The sequence below is a fragment of the Nostoc sp. LEGE 06077 genome (assembly GCF_015207705.1).
GTDB lineage: Bacteria > Cyanobacteriota > Cyanobacteriia > Cyanobacteriales > Nostocaceae > Nostoc_B.
Genome location: NZ_JADEWI010000098.1, coordinates 1 through 12,643, shown reverse-complemented (window position 1 = coordinate 12,643; position 12,643 = coordinate 1). Strand labels below are relative to the sequence as shown.

Here is a 12,643-nt window from a genome sequence, read left to right as displayed (position 1 = left end):
CTGCGGCACTAGAACGCACATCAGATTCTGAGTCTTTGAGGAGTTCTATTAACCCAGAAATTGCTGCTTCTGTACCTATATTACCTAACGCAACTGCGGCTCTAGAACGCACAATATATTCTGAGTCTTTGAGGAGTTCTATTAACCCAGAAATTGCTGCTTCTGTACCTATATTACCTAACGCAACTGCGGCTCTAGAACGCACAATATATTCTGAGTCTTTGAGGAGTTCTATTAACCCAGAAATTGCTGCTTCTGTACCTATATTACCTAACGCTTCTGCGGCACTAGAACGCACATCAGATTCTGAGTCTTTGAGGAGTTCTATTAACCTAGAAATTGCTGCTTCTGTACCTATATTACCTAACGCTTCTGCGGCTCTATAACGCACAATATATTCTGAGTCTTTGAGGAGTTCTATTAATCTATTAACTGCTGTATCTTCCTCTCCTAATGCGGCACAATATTTTTGAAATCGTACTTGTTCTATTTGTTGTTCTTTCTCTTTTAACAATTGCAAAGCTTGAGTTTGCAAAGCTGTTTCATTCAGGCTACATAAAATTTGAAATACTTGTGATTTAATTTGAGAACTAACTTGCAACGAATCGCTGACTTCAAGATTTACTAAATTTTGTAAAATTTCTATAGCTGGAGAATCTTTGGCAGTTTTTAAATTTTTGATATCTTCAGCAAGGCAATTTCCAGCAAATAATAAGTCACGATGCAACCATTGTTCATATTTGCTATTCTTGCTAAGAACTCTTTTAATTGCTGTAGCAGCTTTGTTTGGTGCTTGCTGAGTAATTAATAGCAGTAATACCTCTCGCCAATGAGGGTCATGGAGATGCTGATCAATATACTGTAAAGCAATCTCAAAATCATCTTGATCATCTGCTTGATAATGAATTTCTCTAGCACATAGATATTCTTGAAAGGTTTTATGCACAAAAGCATAGCAATCTTGACCTTGTTCATTAAGCAGTCCAGTACGTTCCTGAATCAAACTTAAAAAACGTTTTGCTTTTTCCTCTGCTTTATAAAGCTCAATTTCTTTCAGAGATTTGATTTCTCTTTTTAATTGGTCAAGCAAATCTTCACAAGCAATTAGTGTTCCCCCTTCTTTATCTGCTGTACTACCTTGTCCATGAATCCAAAAGGCTATTTTTTGCATTAAAAATAGCAAGTCTTCAATATCAATATCTTGTAAAAAATGGTTGACGTTAATTTCTTTATTAGCATCCCAAGAAGTTAAGAGAGTTTCTACGGCTTTCTCATAAAGTTTGTGACGACCTTTAGGTAAAACTGCTTGATAGCGATGAATCAGAGCAATAATAGTCAACAGCAAAGGGTTACGCGCTAGTAATTTAAGACGATCATTTTCATTTATTGCTTCTCGTAAAGTTATTTTACGTCGTTCTGCTTCTGATTTATCCTGAATACGGCTGTTATACCAACAGTTAATAAACTTTTCTATCTTCTCATCATCAAAAGCTAAAAGTTCGTAATGGGCAAAATCTTGAGTATTAAAAAAATCACGTTTATAGCCAGCAGGACGAGAGGTAATAACTGCACAATTTTTGGGAAACTGCCCTAAAAAATTCTCAATTTTCCGCACTACATCATATCGTTTATTTTCTTGAGCAATTTCATCTAAACCATCAAAAAAGATAAAAGCACGACCATCATTTAACCAATATTCAAAAAAACCTACAGGTAAGGTTTTAACACATAGATTTTTTTCAACAAATTGCTTAACATATTCAATAACGCTAGTATTTTCTTGCCTAGCAAAATCTCGTATAGGAATTATAATAGGTAAATAGTCTGCTGCTGTTGTTATATTTAGTTGTTCAATCTGCTTCTGAGCTATCATCACTACAAAATAACTCAGCAAGGTAGTTTTTCCAGAACCGGGCGCACCTAAAAGAACAAACTTTTGGCAGTTGGTTTGACTTAAAACTTGGGAAGCTAACAATTTTTTCCCAGAGGAGTTGCGTAAAGCACGCTGTCTCTGTTCCCAAAGTAGTTGTTGCTGATTTTGACTCAAATTGGATGATAACAACTCTGTTTCGATGCTGGAGGTGAAATTATTTATATCCTTGTGGTTATCTTCCTGCACCTCTGGTAAGACAAAAATATTGACTAGCTTCTCTGATTTTTCTACTTCTTGTCCTGGTACAGCAATGCCAGCAAACTTAACATCATCAAACCAATTAACTAATTGCTGACAATAGTTTTCTTTGGCAATCTGAAATCTTATACAATTATTTGTATTTTGAAAATAAGTTGTAACAAAAACCTCCATCCATGAATAAACATAGTCAATTTTAATTTCTTTCATTTTTGAGTCAGCTTTAGCTGCTTTTTTGAAAACTTCAACTAAAAACTCTAAATCAGGCTTTCCCTCATCTTTTAACGGTTTCTGTAGTTCTGATAATCCTTGTTCTTTAAAAAAATTACATAAAAATTTTGGTATAAAGTCTGGTTGACAAGAATAAAATAATCGGGTTTCTTGATTACAAGCTTCTATAGTTGCAGTTTTAATCGCCTTATCTAAATCACTAGGGTTAAGTTTGCTGATACCACCACTCAGCAAAGCTTTAGAAACTTCTACTGTGGCAAATTCTCCTACCCATGCACCAATCATTGCACTAATCACGATTATGTTCTCCAGATAATTGATTTAAATAAAAAAAATAAATTATAAATTGATACTAGCAATATCAGTATAACTGCGATCGCAGTTATTGTTTAATCTAATTCGTAGTTATAAATTACGATCGCCCTGACCAAAAACTCTCAAAGCGATCGCCTAAATTCCAATTCTCAACACAGTGACAGCTTCCGTCTTCGTTGCATCAACTTCCGCCTTGGCGTTTTCTTGTTACGCAAATTATTTACTAGGAAACGATAGATAGAAGATTTGAGAGTAATAAATTGTTTAACCGAATTATTACTCTACAAATTTTTGGTATTACCTTGGAAGACCGAAATTAATTAATGCGATCGCATCTTTAAAAAAGAGCTAATTTACTGATTTGGCTTTGTCAATATTGCAATTGACACAACAACAAACCAAACCATTGATTGGAGTCTGTCCATGTTTGAATAGGAACTAAACCTCGTGTTTGGAGTAGTTGCTGAATGCTTTCCAGGCTGAATTTGCGCGAGATTTCAGTCAGGATAGTTTCACCTGGGGCAAAATTAACACTGAGGTTGAGAGATTTTAATTGCACAGTTTGCGATCGCAAGCTTCGCAGGTGCATCTCAATTTGATGGGCTGTTTCATTATAAAATGCCCAGTGTTCAAACTGGGTTGTATCAAAATCGCCTTCAAACCGTCGATTTAAATGCTCTAGCATATTGATGTTAAAGGCTGCTGTCACACCTTGGCGATCGTTATAAGCTGGTTCCAAAATTTCTTTTGGTTTTTGTAAATCTACTCCTAGTAAGAAATATTCTCCTACTTGTAGAGCATTTGTAATTTGCGAAAAGAACGTATTACACTCTTCGGGTTTAAGATTTCCCAAAGAACTACCAATAAACCCAATCATCCGATTGGGTGACTGCTTTGGTGGGAGTTGTGCTAGAGCCATTTCATAGGTTCCAGCTAGTGCATAAACTTGTAATGCTGGATAATCTATGAGTAACTTTCTCGCGCTATTTTCCAACATTCCCGCACTAACATCTATTGGTAAATAGCGATGAAGATAACCTAAATCTTGGTAAGCATCCAGCAAAATTCGGGTTTTTGTAGAACTACCACTACCAAGTTCAACTAATTCGCAAGCACCTGTGATTTGGGCAATTTCACTGGCATACTGTTGCAAAATTGCCGTTTCTGTGCGAGTTAGGTAATACTCTGGCAATTCACAGATTTCTTCAAATAAGTCAGATCCTTGGTCATCATAAAAGTAGTATGGAGGTAAAGATTTAGGGATTTGAGTTAATCCCTTCACTACATCACTCCCAGCAGTTGATGTCACTACTCGTGTGGCTTCTATCAAACGCTGTATTTGCAAACGTTCTTCAATGCTTTTGAGGGAAGTAACTTTGCTGGTGACAGCTTTAGATATTGTCATTTAACCTCCGCAGAGTTCCAGTAGTAGATTATTGGTCAGCACAAACTTTCCTCTAGCCAGTGAAACACACAGCCATAGCTGATGACATCACGCCTGAGCTAGATTACTCAAGGTTTAACACTAAATCTGCGTATTTACCACTAAAAATGCCATAAGTTTTCGTTAATTAAAACTTGTAGCACAGCGAAAACCTGCAAATACTTGACGTACGCATGGATGATACCAATTCCGAAAACTAGAACGTACTACCCAGGGACGAGTTGCCCAACTACCACCTTTTAGCACCCGATGTTGGTTATCAAAATAAACTTGGGAGTAACCCACATAAGGGTAACTTTGGAAACCTTGGTAAGGCGCAAACCAAGAATCTGTCCATTCCCAAACATTGCCGAGAGTATCAAATAAACCGTATGCGCTTTTGCCTGCGGGGTAAGTATCAACTGGGGTTGTCTGAGATATTAGGCGATCGCAATTACAATATTCAGATGTAGGTATTTCTTCACCCCAAGGATAGGTGCGCCGACGTTTAGTTTGCGCGTCCCAACTAGCGGCTTTTTCCCATTCGGCTTCTGTGGGTAAACGCTTGCCAACAAACCGCGAGTATGCTTCAGCTTCGTACCAACTCACACCGCAGACTGGATGATTATCATAACTGCGATCGCTCTGCCAATACAGCGGTTGTGTTACTTGTTCTATTTGTAACCATTGCCACCCAGCTTCTGACCACCAGTCAGGATTTTCATAGCCTCCCGCCGCCATAAATTCCCGATATTGTCCACAAGTCACCGGGTAACGGTCAATCCAGTAAGTATCTAGATATACTTGATGGCAAACAATTTCATTGTCCAACGCATCAAGAGAATTATTTCCCATCTCAAACTCCCCAGCGGGAATCATTACCATCTCAGTGGAAGTGCTGTGTTTTGAGTGCTGAGTACTGAGTTTTGAGTGCTGAGTTTTGAGTGCTATGTTCATTCCTTGCACCCCTACACCCTTTCCTCTTTTCGACAATTCCCACACGTAGCTAAGAATTTCACAGTGTTGACTTTCGTGCTGAATTAAAAACCGCCAGAGACGTTCTTGCGGTTCAATATCAGCGACTTCTAAATATTCCAGCACTTTGTCTCGAACTGTCTGCAAGTAATCACTGATTTCTGCCAAATTTGGCAGTTGGATACGTTCACATTTGGGTAAACCATCGGCTGCAAACAGCTTACGGTATTGCGGAAATAAACACCTTAAACCCGCACTGTGTTCTAGCAACCACAAAGACTCAGTGTAAGCAATATGTCCCAAGTGCCAGCCAACAGGACTAAAGTCAGGATGATATTGATTACGAAATGTCGTATCATCTAGCTCATCCAGCAGCTTTAAAGTTTTCCACCGACATTCATTTAAGGCATAATAAATCGCCTCTTTGGTGCTAGTAGATTTGTTCAATTTGGATATCACAGTCTTCTCCCACACTGATGATGCTATTTTCTGGGCAAGGATTCCAGTTACCAGGAAATAAAGGTTCCGAAGCAATAATTACAGAGTTCGGAAAATTCAGATCATCTCGTATCCAATACAAAGATGGATTTGGTGAACCAATAGAAAAACGGGAAGCTATCAGGCGTTTTCCGTCACTTAAAACTATGTTGGCTAAAACTTTGATTTGATGACGTTTTGCTAACTCAGCAATACCTAACAAAGTAGCGCGTAGTGCATATTCGGGGGGACGATGTTTGTGAATTTGACTCTGGGAAAGTAACAACGCAAATAAATGTTCAGAATCGGTACTTCCATAAATTTTGTCGTAAAAATCGGGTGTTAAAGTGCTACGAATTCTGCGATGTAATGTTTGCCGAAAATTTTCAATGAATCCGTTATGCAAGAATAACCAACTTTCATGATTAAATGGCTGACAATTGGTAAAATCTACGGCTTGTCCTAGTGTAGCGCTGCGGACATAACCCAAGATACACTTTGATTCAACATAACGACTTAGATGCGGTAAGTTGATATCATTCCAAATTGGTAATGTATTTTTATAAATATAGGGAGCAGTATCTTTATGAGTATGATACCAACCCATACCAAAACCATCTGCATTTACTACCCCAGAAGTCATTTCGCGGGGTTGATAACTTTGGACAATCAGAGAATGTTCTGGTTTATACAGAAGATGCTCCAAAGAAACAGGCGAACCAAGATAGGCAAGTAAACGGCACATAATAAAAGTATTTACTCCCAATAGCAGTACAGAATAAGCTTGTTGGCTGAGAATTTCCTGAATTGTAAATGAGTTTGCCCTATACTTGCCGTCTTCACCCTGCCAACCTCCTGATGCATTACAATTTTCTCAAGTTATATTATTCTCTAGTAATTAGTAACCTTGACTACAAAATTATTCACCAAGAATTATGCGTAAACTAAAAGATCCGCGACTTCTTTAATAAGTCGCGGATCTGAGCATCTCGATATTTAGCTATATTTACGAGGGGATGAGAGTGTATGTAGATAAAACCCTTACACCCAGTCTTCACAGACAATCTCTGTGCGTAAGTCCTATTTACGAAACACTAGGCATCAGAGAACGAAGAGTATTAATGAAATTTTGAGCATAATTTTGGGTGGAGAAATCGAGGGCGCGTTGGCGTGCAGCGACGGCGACATTTTGGGCAAAATCTTGTTCATCTAAATAACGGAGAATTGCGATCGCCAATGCTTCAGAATCACCGTAAGGTGTTAATAAGCCATTAATGCCGTCGGTGATAATTTCGGTGGGGCCGCCAGCATCGCCAGCAATTACAGGTTTACCCAGCGCCATTGCTTCAATAATCACAATTCCAAATGGTTCTTTATCAGAAGCATGGACAAAAACATCCATCGCTTGCACCCATTCTGGTATATTGCGCTGGAGTCCGGGCATAATTACTTTTTCTTGCAACCCTAAAGTTGCTATCTCTGATTTGAGAAACTCTTCGTAGTCTGCCTCTAAATCATGCTTACCACCGACGACCACACAGTGAGCATCAGGATATTTCTGCAACACTTTTGGCATTGCTTGAACAAGGACGTGCATTCCTTTCCAGCGTTGGAGTCTGCCCACAATGCCAATGAGTGGCCCCTGTGATGGTAAGCCGAGTTTTTGCCGTGCTGCTTGGGGTGAAGGTAAGGCAGTTGGTTCAAATCTATCTAAAGCGACACCAGGATAAACCAGAGGTGTGGGACGGTGAGGCCAAATCTGGGCTTGGGCTTGCTTGCCATCTTCTGAGAGGGTGATAACAGCACGGGCTGGTAATGCTGTGGCGAGACGGACTAACCAAAACTTGTCATGGGGGACTTCCAGTTGATACCACACAGCAGGTAAACCTAGCAGCATAGCGGCGATACCGCCATAAAAATGGGTAATCCACATCCAATTGACAATTATATCTGCACCTTCAAGGCGAGCGATCGCCGCTATCCGCAACACAGTAATAATTAACTTATGAACTTGCCGCAACCTGCCACTTTCAATAACTCGCGCATCAATGCCCAATTTTCTCACTTGTTCCACCATTGGGCCAGGTTCTAAAAAGATGGCTATCCACTCGACACCAGCATTACGTCCTTGCTGCATCAAGTCCAAAAACATCATTTCACCGCCACCTTTTTGTTCACCAAGGGGCATGACAACTATAGCTTTCATATTTTTTAATAAGTGTATAAGAGTATAGGCATCAGATCCCTCCGCCTGCGGCGACCCTCTTTTTAAGGGGGTAAAAGAGACTCATAAGCCCCCCTTTTTAAGAGGTGTTTGGGGGATATCTAAAAATTCCAACGTTATTGGAAATATGGCATTGAAAGAAGTTAATTCTTTCCCCTACAACCGATTTCCAGTAATTTTTTCATGCTGATAATATTTATGCGCCGACATCGCCATTGCTAAAAATCCCCACAGAATCATGCCGGAGACACTCAACATCCCGCTACCGATGATTAATTGAGCGCACGAGCTAATACCAATGGCACGGGCAGCACTGACGAAACTATCAAACCGTGCTTCGTCGTACTGCATCACACTAAAAAGAATCAGAATTAATCCACCTAAATAAAAGCTGGCTCCAAACCAGCCCAAGGTGAAAAACATATCAAGAATCCCGCTATCAATGACAAATACTTCGATTTGTCCGGTTTTCTCGTTGACTTTCCAAATATTGCCCAAACCATTGCCCAGAACATTAGAAAGTGCTAGACCAAGGTTGCGGTCATAACTTCCCGATCTATCTTTAAAACTAGTATCTTTATCTAGATTGGCAAAACTTTCTAACCGGGCTGATATCACCTCGGAAATTGGTTCGATAGTTGTTAAGGGAATTACACACAGTGCCATAATTACAACGATCGCAATTAAGCGCATTTGAATTTTGGCTTTGACTGAACCCATAATGATAATTACGCCGAGTAACCAGCCGCCCCAGTTAGTCCGGGCTTGGGCGAGTAAAAACGAGACGTAGCCAACGGCGGAGGCTGGGAATATTAATGGCCCGGAAGCTGTAAATAACAGCAGTAACCCAGTCTGCATCACCGCACCAAAAGGGCCGACTGAGTGCAATGTACTCCAGACACGCATCCCAAAGGGTACAGGGTTGCCAGAACTGGTAAATAATTTGGATTGAATGAGCCAATATCTATCCCATTCCGGGGCGACGACAAATTGATAGATGCCGTAAGCGCCTGTTACTAAGACACAAAACAGAAATGTCCGCTGTAAATTCTGGCGATAAGTGGGATAATCTCGCCAGTTCGTGAATAAGTGAAAAGCAAAAATAATCGGACTCAGCCAGTCGAGTAAGCCACGAGCCACCGGAACTGGTGAATTATAAATTAGTCCGACAAGAAAACTATAAAATACGCCAATAAAAGCCAAAATAAATGGTAAACCTCCCTGACGAGAGGCTTGAGGAAAGTGGCGTAAGAATGTGGCGATTGTCACAAATACGACCAAGTAAGGCGAGATTAAAATTTGCCGGGTGGCATCCCAACCAACCTTATAGTCAATTAAACGGGCTACTAAAGGTGTGAGGAACCACATCCACCAAGTAAAACCGATATATAAAATTGGATGACGCAGGTATAAAAATATCGCTACTATTAAAGCTGTCGCGGGATAAATTAGGCGCAACATTCCAGCCGCACCAGCAAAGTAGCAAGTTAAACTCAGCAAGATAAAGCCGAGAATGAAGATCCAACCTTGTAGCGATCGCTGTCGGGGTGAAAATGGAGTTTGTAAAAAGCTATTGAATAGTAAAGATTGAGAAATCACTGTGCATTTCCTGATTTTTTTAAACCTGTAACCTGTCACCTCTAACCTGTAACCTGTCACCTATAGCCTGCCATGTCTGCCATCCTTGCCAACGACCGCGCCAGGAGGCGAATAATTTGCGGGTGGCGAGTCGGCCTTGATTGGGGAAAAATCTTAGCCATTGGATGAGGCCGAAACAGTCTCTGGTGCCGACGAAGATTGCCCACAACAAGAAGATGAGGCGGCGCAAAGGTGATAAGTGTTCTAGTAAAACTAGGGTTTCGTTATGAACTAAGTTAATTTGGGCGATCGCATTAAAATTGTTGCGTTGGTCTTCGTCAAACCGCTGGGCAGGATAATGATCAACTGCAACTTGGGGGTCATAAATCATCTGCCAACCAGCACGTTTTAAGGTGAGGGTGAAGGCCATTTCAAAGTGTACCTGTGCGCCTGTACCTCGCATCCGTTCGTCAAAACGTAACTTGGCGATCGCTTGGGTGCGGAAACTCATGTTCACACCTTTGAGAACATCAACAAAGCGCGGTTGACCAACTCCTAGATGATGGTTGCCAATAATCCGTCCAAACCACTGTAACTGACCAACTACGGCGCGAGAGTCGTCTTCAATTTTGTCACCATGATGTATCCAATCACGTCCACCAACACCGCCAATTTGACTATTTGCCAAAAAATGAGCGTTAATTCGCGCTAACCAATCAGGATGAGGTGCAGCATCATCATCTGTAATTGATAAAACATCTCCTTCAACTGCGGCTAGTCCAGCGTTGAGGGCGGCTACTACTCCGGGGATAGCGACGGTGACGGTTTGTAAAGGCAAGTTATTTAAGGGAAATTCTTGGAGAAATTGCCAAGTTTGGGTATCCGTATCGCGGACAACGACGATGACTTGATCGACTGGTTTAGTTTGCGCTTGCAGTGCCAAAAGGCAACGAGATAGATCTAGAGGACGGCGATAGGTCGGGATGAGAACTGTGTTCTTCATGCTTTTGTAACTCCTCAAATAGATCCATATAAGTTTGAGCCATAGTTGACCAACTGTATTGTTCAGCGACGGCGCGGGCGGCTTCACCCATTTGCTGCATGAGAGGGCGATCGCTTACTAACGATGACAAAGCAGTGGCTAAGGCCTCAACATCATCTGAATCTGGTAAAACAATCCCACATTCCGGCGTAACTAACTCTGCACCCCCAGTAGCTGTGGCAGTAATCACAGGCAATCCAGAGGCGAGAGCTTCTAACAATACCAAGGTACAAGCTTCATAACGGGAGGGGAACACAAACAAATCAACTGACCGCATAATTTCCGGGATATCACGGCGATAGCCGAGAAAATGTACCCGTTCGCTAATTCCTAAATCAGCCGCTAACTGTGGAAAGGGGCTACCATCGGTACTCCCAACCACCGCTAGGTGTAAATTAGGAACTTGCACCAAAGCTTGGAGAACACTATCTAAATTCTTCCGTGGTGTACGGATATCTCCGGCAAATAATCCTAAATTTACATTCTCTGGTAAGTTTAATTTTTGGCGAGAAGGGATACCAGGGTTAAACTCTTGCAAATCTACACCGTTAACAATTACCCGGATGCGATCGCGCGGTACACCAATATTAGTTAACTCTTGGGCAACTTTCTCGGAGACGGCGACAACAACTTTAGCCCGTTGAAAAGCTTGTTTTTCCCAATGGGCATTTAAGGCGGTGTACAACCACTGGTAAAAACCGTAAGCATCGCGGCGAATGCGGGAAATATGTACAGGCGATCGCAACCAAGAACTGTGGACAAAATGTACAGCGTTGACATCGGCCGCAACTTTGGTAATTGCGCCGTTGATTTTTAATAAATCGATTTCAGCGCGATGTTTTTGCAACCAAGCGGCAGTTTTCTGAGCAAAGATAAAATTCCGGATAAACTCACTAGGATAACCATCAATAGCAATAGGAACCCAAGTAACTTTACTATTTTGCTCAATTTCTGGCGCAACTTCGCTGGCTAATAATATTAAGTGATGACCACGACGAATCGCTTCTTGAGCAACTTCATAGTTTACTCTTCCCTGCCCATCACCTTTTTTTATTTTGTGGGTAACAATGCAAAGTTTCATTTATTCTGATACTCCCACCAATTGATTAGCTAATAGTTGCAGAGTAAAACTAAATATCAGCGCCGTTAAAGTTCGTAAATTCAATTTTTGTTGTTTTAGTGCTTGCCATAAATAAGGACGGGCTGCTGTTATTTGCTTATTCCGCAGTAAACCAATCCCTAAAGTTGTATGAGAATCCAACCATTTGCCTTGAAAATGCTTGTGAAATTCTTGTAATCGAAAATCTTCCATCAAGATTTTGTAGCAAAATATTTCACTTTGGGCTTTGCGAATTTTAGCTGTGGCATTTCTACTACCACTAAGCATAGTATCGGTTTGCTCATGGGCGCGATAACGCGTTAATCTTTCGGGATAATAGTAAGCGCTATAACCAGAAATACAGCAGAGGTAAGTTAAATATAAATCCCACATTCCGCCTACTTCTTGAGGAATGCTATCCCAATTAATTACATGATTGCGAATTAAACAAGATGCAGCAGTAGGAATACTTTTATCAATTAACCCAATTTTGGCAAAATCTTGATGAATGCCTGGTGTTAGGACATTCCGCTTAAAACCACGGGTGTTTTCTTCTGTACCCACATAGTTAATGTTGCCATTACCATCGATGATATATTGGTCACAAAAAGCTAAAACCAAATTAGAGTTTGCTTCGAGAATTGGCACAAGTTTAGCTAAAAAATCCTCATTCCACATATCATCATCGTGGAGACTGGCAACATATTTGCCCCGTGCCATTTTAAAAGCATTCATTTGATTAGCTAACATCCCAATATTCTCTGGATGCCGGATAAATCTAATGCGTACATCTTTGAAAGAGTCAATAATTGCTTGGGGATTTTCATCACTACAATTATCAGAAACAATAATTTCAATCTGTTTATAAGTTTGGTTAACCGCACTGGCGATCGCTTGCTTGAGATAATCTGAGCGATTGTAAGTAGGAATAATAACACTAACCAATGGTGCTGCTGATTTGAAATTTATTGACATATATTTATCTTGTTAGTTTTAGTATGTTTTCTGGTAAATAAAGCAACAATTATCAATAGCTAAAAAATCTGACTATAGCAGTCCTATTTGATATATAGCGTTTCCAATTCTGGTGTGGTACAAAATTACCCCTCCCCAACCCTCCCCTTGGCAAGGTGGGGTGTATTTTATCC

The 12,643-nt window shown here is 40.6% G+C and carries 9 protein-coding genes; all 9 read right to left on the bottom strand.

Annotated elements, in window-relative coordinates:
- Nucleotides 1-2,659 (bottom strand): NACHT domain-containing protein (locus IQ244_RS31250; RefSeq protein ID WP_193900559.1); only part of this gene is annotated, 2,659 nt, incomplete at its 3' end.
- A 388-nt stretch (nt 2,660-3,047) separates the two neighbouring features.
- Nucleotides 3,048-4,082, bottom strand: a complete 1,035-nt coding sequence (egtD, locus tag IQ244_RS31245) for an L-histidine N(alpha)-methyltransferase (protein WP_193900558.1) — start codon at nt 4,080-4,082, stop codon at nt 3,048-3,050.
- A gap of 162 nt (nt 4,083-4,244) precedes the next feature.
- Nucleotides 4,245-5,534 carry an ergothioneine biosynthesis protein EgtB gene (gene egtB / locus IQ244_RS31240; protein WP_193900557.1) on the bottom strand — a complete coding sequence of 430 codons (1,290 nt, stop codon included), beginning with the start codon at nt 5,532-5,534 and terminating at the stop codon, nt 4,245-4,247.
- Nucleotides 5,506-6,297, bottom strand: a complete 792-nt coding sequence (gene egtC, locus IQ244_RS31235; protein ID WP_193900556.1) for an ergothioneine biosynthesis protein EgtC — start codon at nt 6,295-6,297, stop codon at nt 5,506-5,508. Before egtC ends, egtB begins: the two co-directional genes overlap by 29 nt.
- 339 nt (nt 6,298-6,636) lie before the next feature.
- Nucleotides 6,637-7,758, bottom strand: a complete 1,122-nt coding sequence (locus IQ244_RS31230; RefSeq protein WP_193900555.1) for a glycosyltransferase family 4 protein — start codon at nt 7,756-7,758, stop codon at nt 6,637-6,639.
- 174 nt (nt 7,759-7,932) lie between these two features.
- Nucleotides 7,933-9,375 carry an O-antigen ligase domain-containing protein gene (locus IQ244_RS31225; protein WP_193900554.1) on the bottom strand — a complete coding sequence of 481 codons (1,443 nt, stop codon included), beginning with the start codon at nt 9,373-9,375 and terminating at the stop codon, nt 7,933-7,935.
- A gap of 19 nt (nt 9,376-9,394) precedes the next feature.
- Nucleotides 9,395-10,357 (bottom strand): glycosyltransferase, encoded by a 963-nt coding sequence (locus IQ244_RS31220; protein WP_193900553.1) that lies wholly within the window; start codon nt 10,355-10,357, stop codon nt 9,395-9,397.
- Nucleotides 10,275-11,477 carry a glycosyltransferase family 4 protein gene (locus IQ244_RS31215; protein WP_193900552.1) on the bottom strand — a complete coding sequence of 401 codons (1,203 nt, stop codon included), beginning with the start codon at nt 11,475-11,477 and terminating at the stop codon, nt 10,275-10,277. Before IQ244_RS31215 ends, IQ244_RS31220 begins: the two co-directional genes overlap by 83 nt.
- Nucleotides 11,478-12,470 (bottom strand): glycosyltransferase family 2 protein, encoded by a 993-nt coding sequence (locus tag IQ244_RS31210; protein WP_193900551.1) that lies wholly within the window; start codon nt 12,468-12,470, stop codon nt 11,478-11,480.
- Between the last annotated feature and the right edge of the window lie 173 nt (nt 12,471-12,643).